15 protein-coding genes are annotated in these 19,276 nt (G+C 71.5%); 8 read left to right on the top strand and 7 right to left on the bottom strand.

Going from position 1 to position 19,276, the window contains the following annotated elements:
• Positions 1-522 precede the first annotated feature (522 nt).
• Both ACK8N7_RS35475 and ACK8N7_RS35470 read left to right on the top strand, forming a co-directional pair.
• Entirely contained in the window at positions 523-1,239 is a 717-nt protein-coding gene (locus tag ACK8N7_RS35475; protein ID WP_403215480.1) for a transglycosylase SLT domain-containing protein, read from the top strand.
• 147 nt (positions 1,240-1,386) lie between these two features.
• Positions 1,387-3,600 carry a terpene synthase family protein gene (locus ACK8N7_RS35470; protein WP_500445190.1) on the top strand — a complete coding sequence of 738 codons (2,214 nt, stop codon included), beginning with the start codon at positions 1,387-1,389 and terminating at the stop codon, positions 3,598-3,600.
• 159 nt (positions 3,601-3,759) lie between these two features.
• Here ACK8N7_RS35470 and ACK8N7_RS35465 read toward each other — a convergent pair whose 3' ends face one another.
• Positions 3,760-4,260 carry a hypothetical protein gene (locus ACK8N7_RS35465; protein ID WP_214962296.1) on the bottom strand — a complete coding sequence of 167 codons (501 nt, stop codon included), beginning with the start codon at positions 4,258-4,260 and terminating at the stop codon, positions 3,760-3,762.
• A 294-nt stretch (positions 4,261-4,554) separates the two neighbouring features.
• Between ACK8N7_RS35465 and ACK8N7_RS35460 the strand changes: the two genes are divergently transcribed.
• Positions 4,555-6,138: a hypothetical protein gene (locus tag ACK8N7_RS35460; RefSeq protein ID WP_403215484.1), complete on the top strand. Its 1,584-nt coding sequence runs from the start codon at positions 4,555-4,557 to the stop codon at positions 6,136-6,138.
• Positions 6,139-6,208: 70 nt separating this feature from the next.
• Here ACK8N7_RS35460 and ACK8N7_RS35455 read toward each other — a convergent pair whose 3' ends face one another.
• From ACK8N7_RS35455 to ACK8N7_RS35440, 4 genes are read right to left on the bottom strand one after another with little or no spacing between them, the layout of a single operon-like run.
• The gene (locus ACK8N7_RS35455; protein WP_500445188.1) at positions 6,209-7,375 is read right to left on the bottom strand and encodes a thiolase family protein; all 1,167 of its coding nucleotides are present in this window, start codon (positions 7,373-7,375) and stop codon (positions 6,209-6,211) included.
• The gene (locus tag ACK8N7_RS35450) at positions 7,368-8,420 is read right to left on the bottom strand and encodes a thiolase family protein (protein WP_500445186.1); all 1,053 of its coding nucleotides are present in this window, start codon (positions 8,418-8,420) and stop codon (positions 7,368-7,370) included. Before ACK8N7_RS35450 ends, ACK8N7_RS35455 begins: the two co-directional genes overlap by 8 nt.
• Positions 8,421-9,368 (bottom strand): Zn-ribbon domain-containing OB-fold protein, encoded by a 948-nt coding sequence (locus tag ACK8N7_RS35445; RefSeq protein ID WP_500445184.1) that lies wholly within the window; start codon positions 9,366-9,368, stop codon positions 8,421-8,423.
• Between the two features lie 23 nt (positions 9,369-9,391).
• Entirely contained in the window at positions 9,392-10,207 is an 816-nt protein-coding gene (locus tag ACK8N7_RS35440; RefSeq protein ID WP_403215490.1) for a crotonase/enoyl-CoA hydratase family protein, read from the bottom strand.
• Between the two features lie 166 nt (positions 10,208-10,373).
• Between ACK8N7_RS35440 and ACK8N7_RS35435 the strand changes: the two genes are divergently transcribed.
• Positions 10,374-11,999: an acyl-CoA synthetase gene (locus ACK8N7_RS35435; protein WP_403215492.1), complete on the top strand. Its 1,626-nt coding sequence runs from the start codon at positions 10,374-10,376 to the stop codon at positions 11,997-11,999.
• Between the two features lie 39 nt (positions 12,000-12,038).
• Here the strand turns inward: ACK8N7_RS35435 and ACK8N7_RS35430 are convergent, their stop codons facing one another.
• Positions 12,039-13,562, bottom strand: coding sequence for an alpha/beta fold hydrolase (locus ACK8N7_RS35430; protein WP_500445181.1), 1,524 nt, complete (start codon positions 13,560-13,562; stop codon positions 12,039-12,041).
• A 182-nt stretch (positions 13,563-13,744) separates the two neighbouring features.
• Between ACK8N7_RS35430 and paaK the strand changes: the two genes are divergently transcribed.
• From paaK to ACK8N7_RS35410, 4 genes are all read left to right on the top strand, one after another.
• Positions 13,745-15,040, top strand: a complete 1,296-nt coding sequence (gene paaK / locus ACK8N7_RS35425) for a phenylacetate--CoA ligase PaaK (protein WP_403215496.1) — start codon at positions 13,745-13,747, stop codon at positions 15,038-15,040.
• 109 nt (positions 15,041-15,149) lie between these two features.
• Positions 15,150-16,043, top strand: a complete 894-nt coding sequence (locus ACK8N7_RS35420) for an ABC transporter substrate-binding protein (RefSeq protein WP_500445179.1) — start codon at positions 15,150-15,152, stop codon at positions 16,041-16,043.
• Positions 16,040-16,918 carry an amino acid ABC transporter permease gene (locus tag ACK8N7_RS35415; RefSeq protein WP_403215500.1) on the top strand — a complete coding sequence of 293 codons (879 nt, stop codon included), beginning with the start codon at positions 16,040-16,042 and terminating at the stop codon, positions 16,916-16,918. Before ACK8N7_RS35420 ends, ACK8N7_RS35415 begins: the two co-directional genes overlap by 4 nt.
• Positions 16,915-17,688 (top strand): amino acid ABC transporter ATP-binding protein, encoded by a 774-nt coding sequence (locus ACK8N7_RS35410; RefSeq protein WP_500445178.1) that lies wholly within the window; start codon positions 16,915-16,917, stop codon positions 17,686-17,688. Before ACK8N7_RS35415 ends, ACK8N7_RS35410 begins: the two co-directional genes overlap by 4 nt.
• 33 nt (positions 17,689-17,721) lie before the next feature.
• Here ACK8N7_RS35410 and ACK8N7_RS35405 read toward each other — a convergent pair whose 3' ends face one another.
• Positions 17,722-19,221 carry an acyl-CoA synthetase gene (locus ACK8N7_RS35405; protein WP_500445176.1) on the bottom strand — a complete coding sequence of 500 codons (1,500 nt, stop codon included), beginning with the start codon at positions 19,219-19,221 and terminating at the stop codon, positions 17,722-17,724.
• Positions 19,222-19,276: the final 55 nt, after the last annotated feature.

Genomic DNA, 19,276 nt, shown 5'->3' with positions numbered 1-19,276 from the left:
CCAAGACCCACGACCGAGACCCACGACTGAGAAGCCACTGTGTAGAGGAAGCGCGTTGCGGGGCCGGTGCCGACACACCGGTCCCGCAGCGCGCTGTTCTGCGTTTCTCCCCTCGGCCGAGGGGAGCTTCCGGCAGCCGCTCGGCGGCTCGTTCCGGCGGCCCGGACACCCCCGCGAGGCGCGGCCCCGTGTGACCGGGCGCTGACTCAGCGGCATCCCGGAGCCCTCGCCGGGTGAGGCGCGCCACGAGACCCACGTCACCTACGACGTCCGGTAGTGGCTGCGGGCCCTCCCCTGCGGCGCGACGAAACACCCAAAAGCGGTATTCCGCCCTATCTACTACCAGTAGTAGTAAATGAGGTCATTGCTTCCTGTGTCGGTGGCCGTTAACCATGGATCCCGGCAAGCACCGAGACCGAGCCTGCGACGAGCGCCCACCGGCGGTCGGCAGCCGATCCCCCTCGGTCTCTGCTCACGCGGCCACGGGCCGCAGATCCCGTCCCCAACAGGAAGAGCTCACGCATGCCCCGCACCATCCGCATCACCCGCTCCCACAAGCTCGCCACCGCCGTGCTCGTCGCGGCCGGTTCCGTCACGGCCATCGCCGCGACCGGCGGGCAGAGCGAGGCACAGCCCACCGCGGCCAAGTCCTCCATCGCCGCCGAGAAGATCGCCGCAGGTGTTCCCACGGCCAAGGAGATCGCGGCCAAGAAGGCCGCCACGGAGACCGCCGCGAAGAAGGCGGCCGCGAACGAGGCAGCGGCGAAGAAGGCCGTGGCCGACCGCAAGGCCGCCACGGAGAAGGCTGTGGCCGAGCGCAAGGCGGCGGCGAAGAAGGCCGCCGAGAAGGAGCGCTCCGAGAAGCAGGCCGCCAACCGCTCCACCGAGCGCAAGGCCGTCGCCGCGCCCAAGCAGTACAAGAACAACCTCGACGGCTGGATACGCGAGTCGCTCGACATCATGGAGAAGAAGAACATCCCCGGCTCCTACGAGGGGCTGCACCGCAACATCATGCGCGAGTCCAGCGGCAACCCGAACGCCGTCAACGACTGGGACATCAACGCGCAGAACGGCATCCCCTCCAAGGGTCTGCTCCAGGTGATCCAGCCCACCTTCGACACGTACCACGTCAAGGGCACCCCGAAGAAGCTCACCGACCCGGTCGCCAACATCACCGCCGCCGCGAACTACGCCGCGGACCGGTACGGCTCGATCGACAACGTCGACTCCGCCTACTGAGCCGACTCCGCCTACCGAGCGGACCCCCCGCGATTATGTGACTAATCGCTGTTATGCGTGCCCCGGATGGCCGAAGGGTAGTGCTGGCGCGGACACCACCGGTCCGCGCGCACTCCGCGCGGAGGCTTCTGGAAAGGCCTGACGCACATGGCACAGCCCTTCTCACTGCCGGACTTCTATGTTCCGTATCCGGCACGGCTCAACCCTCATGTGGAGGCGGCACGGGCGCACACCCGTCAGTGGGCACGCGGCATGGGGATGCTGGAGGGATCCGGCATCTGGGAGGAGAAGGACCTGGAGGCGCACGACTACGCCCTGCTCTGCGCCTACACCCACCCCGACTGCTCGGCCGAGGCACTGTCCCTGGTCACCGACTGGTACGTGTGGGTCTTCTTCTTCGACGACCACTTCCTGGAGCTGTTCAAGCGCACGCCCGACCGTGCGGGCGCCAAGCGGTATCTGGACCGGCTTCCCGCCTTCATGCCGATGGAGCGCGGGGCCGCGACGCCGGAGCCGGAGAACCCCGTCGAGGCGGGCCTCGCCGATCTGTGGACGCGCACGGTCCCCGCGATGTCGGACGCCTGGCGGGCCCGGTTCGCGGAGGCGACGGAGAACCTGCTCAACGAGTCGATGTGGGAGCTCTCCAACATCAACGAGGGGCGCATCGCGAACCCCGTCGAGTACATCGAGATGCGCCGCAAGGTCGGCGGTGCCCCCTGGTCCGCCGGGCTCGTGGAGTACGCGGCCGACGCCGAGGTACCCGCCGAGGTGGCCGACTCCCGCCCGCTGCGGGTCCTGCGCGACGCCTTCTCCGACGGGGTGCACCTGCGCAACGACCTGTTCTCGTACCAGCGCGAGGTCGAGGACGAGGGCGAGAACAGCAACGGGGTCCTGGTCCTGGAGAAGTTCCTCGGCTGCTCCACGCAGGAGGCCGCCGAGGCCGTAAACGACCTGCTGACCTCGCGGCTCCAGCAGTTCGAGAACACCGCCCTCACCGAGCTGGGCCCGCTCTGCGCGGAGAAGGGCCTCGATCCGGCGCGGACCGCGTCCGTCCTCGCGTACGTCAAGGGGCTGCAGGACTGGCAGTCCGGCGGCCACGAATGGCACATGCGCTCCAGCCGGTACATGAACGGGGGCGGGGCCGGCAAGGCGGTGGCGGGCTTCGGCATGTCCGCCGCCTCGATCAAGTTCACGCCGCGTTCGGAGACGGCGCGGGCCCGCAGCCACAGCCATCTGCCGTACCAGCATGTGGGCCCCTCCCTGATCCCCGACCTCGACCTGCCGTTCGGGACGACGCTCAGCCCGCACCTGGAGGGTGCCCGGGTCCGGCTCGTCGACTGGGCGCGCCGGATGGGCATCCTGGAGGCGCAGCCGGGGGTTCCGGGCTCGCACATCTGGGACGAGGATCGGATCATCGCGATCGACCTCCCCCTGTGCGCGGCGGGGCTGCACCCGGACGCGACACCGGACGAGCTGGACCTCTCCTCGGGGTGGCTGGCCTGGGGGACGTACGGCGACGACTGGTTCCCCGTGGTGCACGGGCGGGCCAGGGACCTGGCGGGGGCACGGCTGGCCAATGAGCGGCTCTCCCTCTTCATGCCGCTGGACGGCGAATCCACCCCGGAGCCGGTGAACGCGCTGGAGCGCTCGCTGGGCGATCTGTGGCAGCGGACCTCGGCGCCGATGGACCTGGGCGGGCGGCGCACCTTCCGGGACGCGATCGAGTCGATGACCGCGAGCTGGCTGTGGGAGCTGGCCAACCAGGCGCAGAACCGTATCCCCGATCCGGTCGACTACGTCGAGATGCGGCGGGCGACCTTCGGTTCGGACCTGACGATGAGCCTGTGCCGGCTCGGACACGGCAGGACCGTTCCGGAAGCGGTCTACCGCAGCGGCCCGATGCGGTCGCTGGAGAACGCCGCGGCGGACTACGCGTGCCTCATGAACGACCTGTTCTCGTACCAGAAGGAGATCGAGTACGAGGGTGAGGTGCACAACGGCGTCCTGGTCGTGCAGAACTTCTTCGGGGTCGACTATCCGACGGGCGTCGCGATCGTGCACGACCTGATGAACTCCCGGCTGCGGCAGTTCCTCCATGTGGCGGAAGTCGAACTCCCGGTGCTGTACGACGACTTCGACCTGGACGCCGAGGCGCGGGAAGTACTGGCGGGCTATGTGCTGGAGCTCAAGCACTGGATCGCGGGCATCCTGATCTGGCACCGGGGCTGCCGCCGGTACCGCGAGGAGGACCTGCGGGGCGGGCACGCCGCCCCCTGGCACCTCAGCGGCCCCACGGGGCTCGGCACCTCAGCGGCACAGGTGACCCGGCTGATGGCAGAACTGGCGGGCAGCAGGGGTTAGTCCTGGTCCCGCGTCCCTGCGGATCCCGGCCGACGGCCCGCCGTGAGCACCTCACGGCGGGCCGTCGGCGTCCGGCGGGCCCCACGCAGGCGTGAAAAGCCCCGGGCAGGCATGAAAATAGGCCGCCCGGCATATTCGGGCGGCCTATGCAGAGACGTTTCAGCCCTGCTGGAACAGCTCTGCGGGAAGGGGCTTGAGGAGGGTGTACAGATCGTCGGTGATGGGCCGGTCCCAGCTGGCGATGGTCACGAGCACCCCGTCGCTGCGATCGAACTGGACGCAGGCGATACGGCTCTCCGAGAGCTTCACCCGGCGGACGATCAGCAGGTTGTCGCCCTGCATCACGGGGACGTCCTCGCTGCTGACGACCTCGACCGGCTCGTCGTTCTCCAGGGCCAGCAGCAGCTGCGCCACCTCGAACGGAACCTGGCCGTCCTCGGTCTCACGGGCGGGCGAACCGGCCGGGAGATTGCCGATGATCATGGCCGGGCCGCGGCCGCCGTACAGGTCGTAACGGAGAAAGACGCCCTGGCAGCTGCCGTCGGGCGCGGGGAGCAGACCGGCGCCGAGGTTGCCGGGCCAGTCCCCCGGGTCCATGGCCAGGACATCGAAGTCCGGGCCCGCGGGTGTTGCGGCGCTACGGCGGCGGAGGAAGGACATGCTGACATGTTACGTGGCCCGGCTCACGTTGCGGAGCCGGGCCCGGGGCGGAACTCCACCCTGCGGCACCGGCCCCGCGGCCGCCGACGGGGCGGCCCTGCGGCCACCGGCAGGGATCACGAGGGGGCCCGGCAGGCATCACGGGGTGCCCGGCAGAGACTCTTCCGCGTGGAATCGCAGCAAGTTCACCCACTTCGGGGCCCCGTGCCGCATAGCGTTGGATCCACCGCCGTGCCCCGTCCGTCGCGGCAGCGGTGCGTACGGGGACGGCGGTGCGCCGGAAGAGAGGACAGGATGACGGTGGAGGGCACAGTGAGCGGGCTGGAAGAACGGGTGGCGGGACGCGCGTGGACGGTGCGCCTGGACGCGGCCGACCGGGGCGGTGCGACAGTGCGCGTCTCGTGCAGCCGTCCGGCCTGCACCCCCCAGGTTCTGCCCTCCGCAGCCGCCGGCCGCACGGCGGCCGTGGCGCACCTCGCGACACATCTGCGAGCCGCCTCGGGACCCCGGCCCGAGGCGTACTGCGCCTGCCGGGCCGAGGAGTGCCACACGCACGTCCGGGACGCGGGCCCGCGCGATCGGGCCACACCGTCGCGGTGCGGGGGCCCGGTCGTCATGGCCGTCATCAACGACCGGCAGGGCCGCTGGTGGCGGGCGCTGGAGTGCTGCGCGCGCTGCGCGGCAGCCCACCCCTCCGCGAAGATCGTCGCCACCGCCCCGGCCGCCACCGGACCGGCCGCCGCCCGACCGCTCCCCGCGGCAGGAGCCCGGGCCGGCGCCGACCGTCCGGCCGGTGCGATCGGCCCGCACTTCTCCCACGCCCCCTCCTCCGCGGCCCCCGCCCCGCAGGGGGTGCCCGCTCCCCAGGGGGTGCCCGGCCCCCGCACCCCGAAGCCCCGGCGCAGCCGTCGGTACGGGAAGATCGCGCAGCGGATCGTGCCGCACGATCTGCACCCGGTCGCCCTGCGTGACGAACTGATCGAGCTGGGCGACCTCTTCCGCGCCTACCAGCAGCGCCCCGAACCCGATCTGGCGGAGCTCGCCGAACTCCACTCCCGTAAGGCGAAGGCCTTCCGCACCTGGGCGGAGGTCACCGGTGAGACCGAGCTGAGGCTGGAGGCCCGGCGCGCCGAGCAGGCGGCCGACGCCGCTCTCCTCCAGCACCAGCAGCGCACCGGCCAGAGCCCGGTCGGCGACGGAGAGGTCACCAACCGTCTGCTGCCCGGGCTCACCCAGTGGGAGCACGCACGGACGGTCCTCGCCCATGTCGCCGAGCACACCCCGCTGCCCGGCCCCGAGGCCCGTCTGATGGCGGTGATGCTGACCCTGCGCTCGGCGCTCACCGGCACCGGCAACCTGGTGGGGCAGGACGTCAGGGGGCTGCCCCTGACGGAGCCCGAGGAGCTGATCGGGCGGCTCGTCGACTCCGGGTGGCTGTCCATCCCCGGCACCGCCGACGATCTGCTCGACTCCCGGCCCGAGAGCCCCACCCCGATCACCATCCCGTCCTTGATGCCCGACGACGACGGGCAGGGCCCGTTCGATTTCGGCCGGAAGACGCGTCCCAAGCTCAGCGGATGGGCCCAGCGGGTCGTCGGTGACAAGAAGCTCCGCAAGAAGAAGACCGGTGCCGCCGCCCGGCTCCTCGCCCTGGCCCTGGCCGTCCGGACCAGTACCGACGGACGGCTGGGGGCCGACGGCGAGGGCGTCGACGTGGCGGCCCTCACCTCCTGGTGTGCCGTCGAGCCCGACGAACTGGAGCCTCTGGTGGAGCAGTTGACCGCGGCGGACTGGCTCGCCGAGGCAGCCGTCACCGACGGCCGCCTCACGGGCCGGCTGGCCGAACGGGTGCTGCAGGTCAGCTGCCCCCTGCCCTGAGGCGCGCAGCGGGCAGCGGGCAGCGGGCAGCGGGCAGCGGGCAGCGGGCAGCGGGCAGCGGGCCGGGATCTCACCCCGGCGGGGGCTCCGATCCGACGAGCCACATGGCGAAGAACTGCGCCCCGCCGCCGTAGGCGTGGCCGACCGCCCTGGTGGCCCCGTCGATCTGGTGCTCGCCGGCCCTCCCCCGTACCTGGAGGGCCGCCTCGGCGAAGCGGATCATGCCGGACGCGCCGATGGGGTTGGTGGACAGCACACCGCCCGAGGGATTGACCGGGAGGTCGCCGTCGAGTTCGGTGACGCCCGCCTCGGTGAGCTTCCAGCCCTCGCCCTCACCGGCGAAGCCGAGGTTCTCCAGCCACATCGGTTCGTACCAGGAGAAGGGGACGTACATCTCGACGGCGTCGATCTCCCGGCGCGGGTCGGTGATCCCGGCCTGCCGGTAGACGTCGGCGGCGCAGTCCTTGCCCGCCTGCGGGGAGACGAAGTCCTTGCCCGCGAAGAGCGTCGGCTCGCTGCGCATCGCGCCGCCGTGCACCCAGGCCGGCGGGTGCGGTGCCCGGGCGGCGCCCTCCCGGTCGGTGAGGATCATCGCGCAGGCCCCGTCGGACGAGGGGCAGGTCTCGGAGTAGCGGATCGGGTCCCAGAGCATGGGGGCGGCCTGGACCTTCTCCAGGGTGATGCCGGGGTCGTGGATGTGCGCGTAGGGGTTCTTGAGCGCGTTGCGGCGGTCCTTGTACGCGACGAGGGAGCCGACCGTGTCGGGGGCTCCCGAACGGCGCATGTACGCGCGCACGTGCGGGGCGAAGAAGCCGCCGGCCCCGGCCAGCAGGGGCTGCTGGAAGGGGACGGGCAGGGAGAGCCCCCACATGGCGTTGGACTCGGACTGTTTCTCGAAGGCGAGGGTCAGGACGGTCCGGTGGACGCGGGCGGCGACGAGGTTGGCGGCGACGAGTGCGGTCGAGCCGCCGACCGATCCCGCCGTGTGGACGCGGAGCATCGGCTTGCCTACGGCTCCGAGGGCGTCCGCGAGATACAGCTCCGGCATCATGACGCCCTCGAAGAAGTCGGGCGCCTTGCCGATGACTACGGCGTCGATGTCGCTCCAGGTCAGTCCGGCGTCCTCCAGGGCACGGACCGCCGCCTCGCGGACCAGTCCGGCGATGGAGACGTCGTGCCGGGCGGCGACGTGCTTGGTCTGGCCGATGCCGACGACGGCGACGGGCTCCTTAGGCATGAGTGCTCTCCCCTTCCAGGACGGCGACCAGGTTCTGCTGCAGGCAGGGCCCGGAGGTGGCGTGGGCGAGGGCCCGGTCGGACTCTCCGCGGTGGATACGGGCGGCGGCCTCGCCCAGCCGGATGAGGCCCGCCGCCATGATCGGGTTGGCGGCGAGCGCGCCTCCGGACGGGTTGATACGGGTGTCGTCGCCGAGCCCGAGGGCCTTGCGCAGGACGACCTCCTGCGAGGTGAACGGGGCGTGCAACTCGGCTGTGTCCACGGGCCGTTCGAAGGCTCCGGCGTGCTGGGCGGCGAGCCGGGTGGAGGGTGAGTCGGTCAGGTCGCGGACGCCGAGGCTGTGAGCCTCGATGCGGTGGTCGATGCCCCGGATCCAGGCGGGCCGTGCGCAGAGGGCGCGGGCGGTGTCCCCGGCGGCGAGGATCACGGCGGCGGCCCCGTCCCCGATGGGCGGGCAGTCGCCGGTCCGCAGCGGGTGCACGAGGTGGTCGCCGGCGGGGATGTCCCCGGTGAGCTGGGCGTGCGGGTTGGCGGTGGCGTCGGTTCGGCTGCGGGCCGCGATGTCGGCGAGGGCCGCCTCGTCGGTGTCGCCCGCGTCGATGAGGGCCTGGGCCTGGAGGGCGGCGAGCGCGACGGAGTCCGGCCAGAGGGGGGCGAGGTAGTAGGGGTCGAGCTGGCGGGTGAGGACGTCTCGGACCTCGCCGGGCGAGGACTTGCCGTAGGAGTAGACGAGCGCGGTGTCCGCCTCGCCGGTCATGATCTTCACCCAGGCCTCGTACAGCGCCCAGGCCCCGTCCATCTCGACGTGGGACTCGGAGATGGGCGGGTGGGCGCCGACGGCGTCGAGCGCCATGGTGAACGAGAAGGCCCGTCCGGCGAGGTAGTCGGCGGAACCGGAGCAGGTGAACCCGATCTCGTTCGCCTTGAGGCCCGTCGCGCCGAGGACCTCGTGGAGGACGGGCATCAGCAGGTCGACCTCGGAGAGTTCGTCGGTACGCCGCCGGTGCGCGGTCTGGGCGAAGGCGACGATCGCCACGTCTCGCATCTACACCAGCTCCTTGTACGTGTCGTAGTCGGCGTCGGGCTCGCCGGTGGGCCGGTAGTGGTCGGGGTGGCGGGCGCCCTCGCTCCAGACGGGCTCGACGCGCAGGCCCATGCGGACCTGGTCGTACGGGATGCCCGCGATGCGGCCGTGCAGGGCGAGGTCGGCGCCGTCGAGGGCGATGTGGGCGTAGACGTAAGGGACTTCGATGTCGAGATTCTTCGCCTTGATGTTGACGATGCAGAAGGTGGTGACGGTCCCGCGCGGGCCGACCTCGACCTCTTCCTCGGTGGCGATGCCGCAGGTGGGGCAGGCTCCGCGCGGCGGTACGTAGACCTTGCGGCAGGCGGGGCAGCGTTCGCCGACGGTGCGGTGCCCCTCGAGGGCCTTGAGGTAGGCGCTCTGGGCGCGGCCGGGGGTGTGGACGTAGTCGAGGCGGGCGGGGGCGACGATGCCGGTGACGGGGTCGGTGAACTCCCCGTCGTGCGGCACGGGTTCGTCCGGTCCTGCCTCACCCTCGTACGGCTCGAAGCAGGCGATGTCGGTGATGGCGCCCGTGCGCTCGGCGGCCCAGCGGATCCGGACCCGCATCCCGGTGTGTACAGCGTCGGGGCCCGGGGCGTCCAGGGCGTGCAGGAGCGCGGTGGCGGCTCCGTCGAGGCGGACGAGCACCCAGGCGAACGGGGTTCCCAGCGGCTGGTTGCGGCGCGGGGACGGGTTCCAGGCCCAGGTGGTGACCGTGCCGGTGGCGGCGACCTCGACGAGCTCGCGGAGCTCGTTCGCGGTGACGGGGTCGTACTCGACGGGCGGTACGAGCACGGTGCCGTCGTCCGTGCGGACCCCGAGGACGGTGCGTTCGCGCAGTCCGGTGAGGAAGGCGCTCTGGACGGGGCCGAGGGAACGGGTGAAGGGGAATTCGACCACCAGCGGGGCGCTGAGGACATCGGGCATGGCTCTCTCCATGGGCTCGGGGCTCAGGCGCGCCGGTAGACGGGCGGGCGCTTCTCGGCGAAGGCGCGAGCGCCCTCCTTGGCGTCCTCGGTCGCGAACACGGGCCAGCCGCGCTTGAGTTCGGCGGCCAGCGCCTCGCTCTCGGCCAGCTCGGCGCCCTCGTAGACCGAGGCCTTGACCGCCTCGACGGCCAGCGGCCCGCAGGCGTTGATCCGCTCTGCGACGGCGAGCGCCTCCTCCAGGGCGGTGCCGTCGGGCACGACCCTGCCGATGAGCCCGATGGCGGCGGCCTCCCCGGCGGTGTAGGGGCGGCCGGTGAGGAGCATTTCGAGGGCGTGGGTGCGGGGGATCTGGCGGGGCAGCCGGACGGTGGAGCCGCCGATCGGGAAGAGGCCGCGGCGGACCTCGAAGAGCCCGAAGGTGGCGCCCGCCCCGGCGATCCGGATGTCCGTTCCCTGGAGGATCTCGGTGCCGCCGGCGACGCACGGCCCTTCCACGGCGGCGATCACCGGTTTGCGCGGGCGGTGGTGGCGCAGCATCGCCTTCCAGTGCAGGTCCGGGTCGGCGGTCATCCGCTCCCGGTACTCCTCACCCTCCATCCCGCCGCCCGCCAGCGCCTTGAGGTCCATGCCGGAGCAGAACGAGCCGCCCGCCCCGGTCAGGACGACGGAGCGGACCCCGTCGTCCGCGTCGGCCGCGAGCCACCCGTCGTACAGTCCGACGAGCATCGGCAGCGACAGCGCGTTCCTGGCCTGTGGTCTGTTCAAGGTGAGCACCAGCGTGGCGCCCTGGCGCTCCACGGTGAGGTGTTCCGTACCGAGGTGTTCCGTACCGCCCATGACGAACTCCCGTCTCCAGACCTGGAACAGGTTGCAGTAGGCGGGGTCGCAGTTCAATAGTTTTCTGACAGCTCGTCAGATTCTTTCGACGCCACCCCTTCCCACTTGTGCCGCCCGGCGCTCTAATGACGGCCGAGTCGCCAGTCACCCGGGGTCAGGAGGAACGGTGGAGTACAACCTTGCCGACCTGTTCGAGTCGGTCGTCGACGTGGTCCCCGACCGCGAGGCGCTCCTGTACGTCGACCATCCCGGTACGGGAGCCGAGCGACGCCTCACCTACGCCCAGCTGGACGCCGCCGCCAACCGGATCGCCCACCACCTCATCGACGCGGGCCTCCGCCCGGGCGAGCACCTGGGTCTGCACCTCTACAACGGCATCGAGTACCTCCAGACGGTCCTGGGAGCGCTCAAGGCCCGGCTGGTGCCGGTCAACGTCAACTACCGGTACGTGGAGGAGGAGCTGGTCTACCTCTACCGGGACGCGGACCTGACGGCGCTGGTCTTCGACGGCGAGTTCGACGAGCGGGTGGCGGCGGCGTCCGCACAGGCGCCGGCCCTGCGCCACCTGGTCCGCGTGGGGCCCGCCGCCGCACCTCCGGGCCCGGGGGCCGTCCCCTTCACCGAGGCCGAGGCCTCCGGCTCACCCCTGCGCGGCTTCGCACCACGCTCCGCGGACGACCAGTTCATCATCTACACCGGCGGCACGACCGGGATGCCGAAAGGCGTGATGTGGCGTCAGGAGGACCTGTTCTTCTCCGGTCTGGGCGGCGGCGCACCGACCGGCGATCCGGTGAAGAGTCCGCAGGAGCTGGCGGAGCGGGTGGCGGCGGGCGGTGACGGCATCACCTTCTTCCCGACTCCCCCGCTGATGCACGGCACCTCCACGCTCACCGCGTTCATCGGGTTCAACTTCGGTCAACGGGTCCTGATACACCGCAAGTTCGTCCCGGATGAGGTTCTCCGGACGATCGAGAAGGAGAAGGTCACCAGCGTGTCGCTGGTGGGTGACGCGATGCTGCGCCCGCTGATCGACGCTCTCAACGGTGCGCTCCGCGGGACCGATTGCTCGTCGCTGTTCTCCGTCTCCAGCTCGGGGGCGATCATGTCGGATTCGGTGCGGGCCGAGTTCCAGGCGCTCGTGCCGACCGTGATGCTGCTCAACAACTTCGGCTCGTCCGAATCCGGCTTCAACGGCACGGCCACCGCCGACTCGGGCCCCGAGCGGGGGTTCCGGGTCCAGGTCAACGCCCGTACGGCCGTGGTCGATCCGGTGACGTACGAGCCGGTGGCACCGGGCCAGCCGGGCCGCATCGCACAGCGCGGCCATGTGCCGCTCGGCTACTACAACGACCCGGCCAAGACCGCCGACACCTTCTTCCGCAAGGGTGAGGAGCGGTGGGTGCTGCTGGGCGACATGGCGACCGTGGACGCGGAGGGCATCGTCACCGTGCTCGGCCGGGGCTCGCAGTGCATCAACACCGGTGGGGAGAAGGTCTATCCGGAGGAGGTGGAGCAGGCGCTCAAGTCGCATCCGGACGTGTACGACGCACTCGTCGCGGGCGTCCCCGACGAGCGCTGGGGAAGCAGGGTCGCGGCCGTCCTCGAACTGCGGGAGGGGGCGGAGGCGTTGGACCTCGATGCCGTGCAGGCCCACTGCCGGAACCGGCTCGCCGGGTACAAGATCCCCCGAGCCCTGGTCATCACCGACCGGATCCAGCGCTCGCCGAGCGGCAAGGCGGACTACCGCTGGGCGAAGGCGGTGGCGGCGAAGGCGGCCGGAGCCAACAGCTAGCGGCTGACGGCTGGCCGCTGCTCGCTGACGGCTGACAGGTCATCCCAGGCCGAACGCCTTGATCGCCTCAAGAAAGGCGTCCGGCCGGGTGGTGTGGACGAGGTGGCCCGCCTCGATGGTGACGAACGTGGCTCCGGGGATGGTGTCCGCCATGTGGGTGAGCTGTTTCTGGTCGATGTGGCTGGTGGGGCCGCCACCGATGACCAGGGTCGGGGCGGTGATCTCCGCCAGCCGTTCGCGGGCCGCCGGATCCGGGTCGTTCAGCTGGGCGTCGATGTCCGGTACGACGGCCCAGTCGAAGTCCAGCTCGCCTTCAGGGCGCACGGCGGGCGGGCGCGGCGGGTCGAGCGGGAGGAGCGGCGGGGCGTCCTCGATGACCAGCCGCCCGATGAGCCCGGGCTCGCGCTGGGCCAGGAGATAGGCCGCCACCCCGCCCATGGAGTGCCCGACGACGGTGGCGCCGGCCAGGTTCCGCGCCTCCAGGAACGCGTGCAGGTCGTCACGGAACAGCTCGAAGGAGTAGCGGCCGGGCCAGTCGCTGAGCCCGTGGCCCCGGAAGTCGGGGGCGTACACGCGGTGTTCGGCGGCGAGCTGCTCGGCGATCCGGGTCCAGGTGAGGGAGGATCCGGCCCGGCCGTGGAGGAGGACGACGGGCGGGGCCGAGGGCTCGCCCCACACCCGGTACGCGAGCCGGACGCCGCCCGCCCGCACGGTGAGGACGTCCGGATCGAGGAAGGCCGCCACGGTACGGGAGAAGGCGCCCGGGTCGTCGAGCCACGGGAAGTGCCCCGCGCCCCGCTGGGCGGTGAACTCGCCGTGCGGGAAGAGCGCGGCGAGTTCCGTCGCCCGGTCCGGGCTCGGGTGCCCGTCGTACTCCCCGGCGATGACGAGCACCGGCGCGGCCGGCTCGCGGAGGGCGGGGACGGTGGTGGCGGGGTCGTACGCACCTTCGGCGTCGTAGCGACCGCGCGCCTCGGGGTTGGTCTGCCCGGCGGAGGCGGCGGCATGGGCCTGCGCGGCCGCGTCCCAGCGGCCGTAGGTGAGCGGCCGGACGGCGGGCCACAACTCGGCGAAGGGCCCTCCGGCGAGCAGCGCCTCCTGGGCGGCCCGGGCCTCGGCGTACCAGGGTTCGCCGCTGCGCAGTTCGGCGGCCTCGCGAAGGTCCTGGTGGGTCACCTCGATACCGGCGGCCCGGGTGGAGGGGGTGATCAGGGTGAGGGTGCGCAGCCGCTCCGGGTGCCGGGCGGCGTACAGCTGGGCCAGGTTCGCGCCCGCCGAGTGGGCCAGCAGGTCGATCCGGTCCAGGCCGAGGTGCTCGCGCAGCGCCTCCACGTCGTCGACGAGCCGGTCGCAGCGGTAGGTCGACGGGTCCTCCGGTACGGCGGAACCGCCCGTACCCCGCAGGTCGAGCAGGACCAGCTGCCGTACGACGGAGAGCCCGCCGAGGTCGCCGAGGTACGCGCTAGCCCGCATCGGTCCGCCGGGCAGGCAGATCAGCGGCTCCCCCTCCCCCACCAGGTGGTAGGCGAGCCGGGTCGTGTCGTACGCGGAGAAGGTCGGCATGCCGTCCATCCAAACAGGAGCGCGCGCTCCGGCGCACCGGGCTTCGCCACAGGCCGAGCCGCGGGCCCGTCCGCGGGCGATCCGTGCGCCCCTCTTGCCAGCACCCCCGGGCTCCTGAATTACTGCTCCCAGGAAGATCGACCGAATGATCGGTCGCCCGGTTCGGGAGAGGAAGGGCCCTTATGACAGCCATGCTGGACGCGGCGGAACAGCTGAGCCGCGCCGATCTGGAGGCCCTCCAGCTCGAACGGCTCCGCACGACCCTGCGCCACGCCTACGAGAACGTGCCGTTCTACCGGGCGGCGTTCGACGGGGCCGGTCTCCGGCCCGAGGACTGCCGTACGCTCGCCGACCTCTCCCGTTTCCCGTTCACCGCGAAGGCCGACCTGCGCGACAACTACCCCTTCGGGATGTTCGCCGTGCCGGAGCGGGACGTCCGGCGCATCCACGCCTCCAGCGGCACGACCGGGCGCCCGACCGTCGTGGGCTACACCGAACGGGACCTGGACACCTGGGCGGACGTGGTCGCCCGGTCGATCCGCGCGGCGGGCGGCAGGCCCGGTCACAAGGTCCATGTGGCCTACGGGTACGGGCTGTTCACCGGCGGACTCGGCGCGCACTACGGGGCCGAGCGGCTCGGCTGCACGGTGATCCCCGCGTCCGGCGGGATGACCGCGCGCCAGGTGCAGCTGATCCAGGACTTCCGGCCCGAGATCATCATGATCACGCCGTCGTACATGCTGACGCTGCTGGACGAGTTCGAACGGCAGGGCGTCGACCCGCGCACGACCTCGCTCGAGGTGGGGATCTTCGGCGCGGAGCCGTGGACCGAGGCGATGCGCCGGGAGATCGAGGACCGGTTCGCCATCGACGCGGTCGACATATACGGGCTCTCCGAGGTGATGGGCCCCGGGGTGGCGCAGGAGTGCGTGGAGACGAAGGACGGGCTGCACATCTGGGAGGACCACTTCTATCCGGAGGTCGTGGACCCGATCACCGGTGAGGTGCTGCCCGACGGTGAGGAGGGCGAACTGGTCTTCACCTCGCTCACCAAGGAGGCGATGCCGGTGATCCGCTACCGCACCCGGGACCTGACGCGGCTGCTGCCGGGGACGGCCCGGAACTTCCGCCGGATGGAGAAGGTCACCGGGCGCAGCGACGACATGGTGATCCTGCGCGGGGTGAACCTGTTCCCGACCCAGATCGAGGAGATCGTGCTGCGTACGCCCGCCGTCGCCCCGCACTTCCAGCTCCGGCTGACCCGGCAGGGGCGCCTGGACGCGCTGACGGTCCGGGCGGAGGCGCGGGCGGACGCGACGGCGGCGGACCGGGAGAAGGCGGCGCTCGCGATCGCGGCGGCGGTGAAGGACGGGATCGGGGTGTCGGTGGGGGTCGAGATCGTGGACCCGGAGACGCTGGAGCGCTCGGTGGGCAAGATCCGGCGGATCGTGGACCTCCGGGAGTCCGGTACGGGGTGAACAGCCCCGGTGACCGGTGTGTTCACACCACCGCAACACCCGTTCCCACTATGCGGACACCTGCTCGAAAATCTCGACAGAGAGGCCCGGGCACTGCCAGTCTCCCGCTATGCATCTCGCCAACCGTTCCCTGGTCACCACGGTCACCGCCGTCTGCTCCGCCGTCGCCCTCTGCGCCGCCCTGACCGGCTGCGCCCCTCAATCGGAGGAGAAGACGAAGACCTCGGGCCAGGCCGGCGCGGAGACCGGGGCGTGCGCGCCGGGCGGGCTCGCCACCGAGGTCGGGGGGAAGCTGACCGTCGGCACGGACAAGCCCGCGTACGCCCCCTGGTTCTCCGACGACGAGCCGTCCAACGGCAAGGGGTTCGAGTCGGCGGTGGCGTACGCGGTGGCGAAGCAGCTCGGTTACGGCCGCGATGCGGTGGTCTGGCAGCACGTACCGTTCAACAGCGCGTTCGCACCCGGCGCCAAGAAGTTCGACTTCGACATCAACCAGGTCTCCATCAGCGAGTCCCGCAAGAAGGCCGTGGCGTTCTCCTCCGGCTATTACGACGTGCGCCAGGCGGTCGTCGCACTGAAGTCGTCGAAGGCGGCGGGTGCGAAGAGCGTGGCCGACCTCAAGAAGGTGAAGCTGGGGGCCCAAGTTGGCACCACCAGCCTGGACTTCATCAACGACCTGGTGAAGCCCGATACGAAGCCGGCCGTCTACCAGCGCAACGACTTCGCCAAGTCGGCCCTGAAGACCGGCCAGGTGGACGCGATCGTGGTGGACCTGCCCACCGCCTTCTACATCACCGGGGCCGAGGTGCCGGAGGCGGAGGTCGTCGGCCAGTTCCCGAACTCCGCCGACAAGCCGGAGCAGTTCGGCCTGGTCCTGGACAAGGAGTCCACGCTCACCTCCTGCGTGAGCGGTGCGGTGGACGCGCTGCGGAAGGACGGCACGCTCGCCGCCCTGGAGAAGGAGTGGCTCTCCGACGCCGTCGACGCGCCGGTGCTCAAGTGACACTGCACAAGACCCTCCCCGAGGAGGACACGTACGTTCCCTCCGAGCGCCGGATCGCCCGCGAACGCCACCGTCGTGCCCGCACCCGGCGGGCTACGGCGATCGCCGCGACCAGCACGCTGGTGACGGGTGTGGTGCTGTTCCTGCTGATCACGGGCTCGCCCGGCTGGGACCGTACGCAGGAGACGTTCTTCAGCCCGCACTACGCGCGCGTGGCGCTGCCGCAGGTCCTGGAGGGCCTGTGGCTGAATCTGCGGCTGCTGGCGGTGTGCGGCAGTGCCGTGCTCGCGTTCGGCCTGCTGCTGGCCGTGGCCCGCACCCTGCGTGGGCCGGTGTTCTTCCCGGTCCGGGCGCTGGCCACCGCGTACACCGACTTCTTCCGTGGGCTCCCGCTCATCATCTGCCTGTTGATGGTGGTCTTCGGGGTGCCCGCGCTGCGCCTGGAGGGCGTGACCAACGATCCGGTGCTGCTGGGCGGCGCCGCGCTCGTGCTGACGTACTCGGCGTACGTCGCGGAGGTCTTCCGGGCGGGCATCGAGTCCGTGCACCCCTCGCAGCGGGCCGCCGCCCGGTCGCTGGGGCTCAGCAGCGGCAAGACGCTGCGTTTCGTGGTGCTGCCCCAGGCGGTGCGCCGGGTGGTGCCGCCGCTCCTCAACGACCTGGTCTCCCTCCAGAAGGACACCGGTCTCGTCTCGATCGCCGGGGCGGTGGACGCCGTGTACGCGGCGCAGATCATCGCCAGCAAGGACTTCAACTACACCCCGTACGTCGTGGCGGGCCTGGTCTTCGTCGCGCTGACCATCCCGATGACCCGGCTCACCGACTGGGTGACGGCCCGGATGGACCGGCGACGGGCCCAGGGAGGACTCGTATGAGCGCAGCACCGGTGACAGCCACGGGATCTCCGGTGCTGCGGATGGAGGCCGTCCGCAAGTCGTTCGGTACCTCGCTGGTGCTGCGGGACGTGGACCTGGAGGTCGCCCCGCACACCGTGACCGCCCTGATCGGCGCCTCGGGGTCCGGGAAGTCGACCCTGCTGCGCTGCGCCAACCTGCTGGAGGAGATCGACGACGGGGCGATCTGGCTGGAGGGCGAGGAGATCACCGCCCCCCGGACCGACGCGGACGCGGTGCGCCGCCGGATCGGGGTGGTGTTCCAGGCGTACAACCTCTTCCCGCACCTGACCATCATGCAGAACATCACCCTGGCCCCGCAGCGCGTCCACGGCCTCTCCCGGACCGAGGCCGAGGGGCGGGCCCGCGAGCTCCTGGAGCGGCTGGGGCTCGGCGCGAAGGCCGATGAGTACCCGGACCGGCTCAGTGGCGGCCAGCAGCAACGCACCGCGATCGTGCGGGCGTTGGCGGTACGACCCCGGCTGCTGCTCCTGGACGAGATCACCGCCGCCCTCGACCCGGAGCTGGTGGGCGAGGTGCTGAGCCTGGTCCGCGAGGTGAAGGACGAGGGCATGACGATGGTGATCGCCACCCACGAGATGGCCTTCGCCCGCGAGGTCGCCGACCAGGTCTGCTTCCTGGACGCGGGGGTGGTGCTGGAACGCGGCACCCCGGACGAGGTGTTCGGCGCGCCCCGGGAGGAGCGCACGCAGAGGTTCCTGCGGCGGATCGTGGAGGCGGGGCGGTTGTAGGCCTGCGGGCCGGGCGGCTGTACGGGGGCGTGCTCAGGCCAGCCGGTCCCGCAGCTCCCGTTTGAGGATCTTCCCGCTCGCGTTGCGCGGGAGTTCGTCAACGAAGACGACCCGCTTGGGCGCCTTGAAGTGGGCGAGCTTCTCGCGGGCGTGGTCGATGAGTTCGGTGTCGCTCGCCTCGCCGCGCAGGACGACGACGGCGGTGACGGCTTCGATCCACCGGTCGTCGGGCAGGCCGATGACCGCTGTCTCGGCGACGGCGGGGTGGGTGTAGAGGGCGTCCTCCACCTGCCGGGAGGCGACCAGGACCCCACCGGAGTTGATGACGTCCTTCACCCGGTCGACGACGGTGAAGAAGCCCTCGGTGTCGCGGACCGCGAGGTCGCCGGAGCGGAACCAGCCGTCACGGAAGGCGTCCGCCGTCTCCTCGGGCTTGTCCCAGTAGCCGGTGCAGAGTTGGGGTGAGCGGTAGACCACCTCGCCCGGAGTGCCGTCCGGGACCTCGCGGCCCTCCTCGTCGACGACACGGGCCTCCACGAAGAGGACGGGGCGGCCGCAGGACTCCATCCGGCCCTCGTGCTCGTCGGGGCCGAGGACGGTGGCGAGCGGGCCGATCTCGCTCTGGCCGAAGCAGTTGTAGAAGGCGATGTCCGGCAGACGGGCGCGCAGCCGTTCCAGGACGGGTACGGGCATGATCGACGCCCCGTAGTACGCCTTGCGCAGGCCGGTGAGGTCGCGGGTGGCGAAGTCCGGGTGGTTGGCGAGACCGATCCAGACCGTGGGCGGGGCGAACAGGCTGTCGGCCAGGCCCGCTTCGACCAGGCCGAAGATCCGGCCGGCGTCGGGGGCGTCCAGGATGGTGTTCTCCGCGCCGACCGCCAGGTACGGCAGCAGGAACACATGCATCTGGGCGGAGTGGTAGAGCGGCAGCGAGTGGACGGGCCGGTCGCCGGCGGCCAGGCCGAGGGCCGTGATCGCGCTGACGTACTCGTGGACCAGGGCCCCGTGCGTCATCATCGCACCCTTGGGGAGGGCCGTGGTGCCGGAGGTGTAGAGCAGTTGCACCAGGTCGCCGGAGCCGGGGGCGCGCTCCGGGGTGAAGGGCCGCTCGGTGTCCAGGGCGTCGAGGAGCGAGCCCGGTGCGTCGCGCAGGGCGCGTACGGGACGGCCTGCGGGGACCCGTCCGGCGAGGTCAGGGTCGGTCAGGACGAGGGCGGAGCCGGACTGGTTCAGGAGGTAGGCGAGGTCGTCGCCGGTGAGGTTCTGGTTGACCGGTACGTGGACGAGCCCGGCCCGGGCGCAGGCGAGGAAGGCGATCAGATGGACGTCGGAGTTGTGGGCGTACGAGGCCACCCGGTCGCCGGGGTGCAGCGCGTGTTCGCCGGTCAGGACGGCGGCCGCGGTGGAGACGGCGGCGTCGAGCGAACGGTAGGTCCAGGCCCGGTCTCCATACCGTACGGCGGTCCGTTCCGGGGTGCGGCGGGCGCTGCGGGTGAGGACGCCGTCGACTGTGCTGCTGCGTACACCGGTCATGGCGTGATCCTGTGCGGCCGGGCCCGGCGGGTCAAGGGGCCTGCGGGGAGTGTCG

The sequence above is a fragment of the Streptomyces griseobrunneus genome, assembly GCF_046713465.1.
Lineage (GTDB): Bacteria > Actinomycetota > Actinomycetes > Streptomycetales > Streptomycetaceae > Streptomyces > Streptomyces microflavus.
This window is presented reverse-complemented; position numbering and strand designations above follow the sequence as displayed.